The organism is Thalassotalea sp. G20_0, assembly GCF_017744175.1.
GTDB lineage: Bacteria > Pseudomonadota > Gammaproteobacteria > Pseudomonadales > Endozoicomonadaceae > Endozoicomonas.
In genome coordinates, this window is record NZ_JAGHQV010000358.1 from 1 (window position 1) to 729 (window position 729).

The window sequence follows — 729 nt, forward strand, 5'->3', positions numbered from 1 at the left end:
GAGCAACAAACCATTGTCGCCCAGGTGAACAAGCTGAAGCGGGTTCTTCCCATTATTGAAGAACGCACCCAATCACTGAAAGCGCTTTATGACAAAAGCTACGGCTCCAGAGTGGAATACCTGGAGCTGGAACAGCAACGCATCGAACTGGAAGAAGATATCAAGGCTCAAAGCGCCGCCGTTAAGCAACTGGCTGCAGAAGCGGAAGCGCTGCAACATCAACTGGCCAGCCTCCATGCACAGACTCGCCGGGAAAGTCTGGATCAGCAGGAACAGCTGCACCGTCAGCTGGACACACTGGAACAGGAACGCATCAAAGCACAAGAGTTGCACGACCAGCAACAGATCACCTCACCCATTGATGGCACGGTGCAACAATTGCAGGTGCACACCATCGGCGGTGTGGTACAGCCAGCGCAGGCACTGATGCAGATTGTACCCGCCGAAGCAAAGATGGAAGTGGAAGCCTGGATACTGAACAAAGACATCGGTTTTGTTCACGAAGGTCAAAGCGCCGAAGTGAAAATCGACACCTTTAACTTTACCAAATACGGCTTGATCGATGGGGCATTGACGCATATTTCCAACGATGCCGTGGCCGATGAACAGCAGGGCCTGCGTTATCTGACCAATGTCCAGATCGAAAAAGACTGGATGCAGGTAGAAAATCGTAAGGTGAACCTGTCGCCGGGGATGAGTGTGGCGGTGGAGATTAAAACCGGACAAAGG

1 protein-coding gene is annotated in these 729 nt (G+C 52.3%); it reads left to right on the forward strand.

Annotation, left to right across the window (positions count from 1 at the left end; all coding sequences use genetic code 11):
• On the forward strand, positions 1-729 hold a 729-nt coding region (locus J7438_RS26490; protein WP_209279014.1), incomplete at both ends, for an HlyD family type I secretion periplasmic adaptor subunit.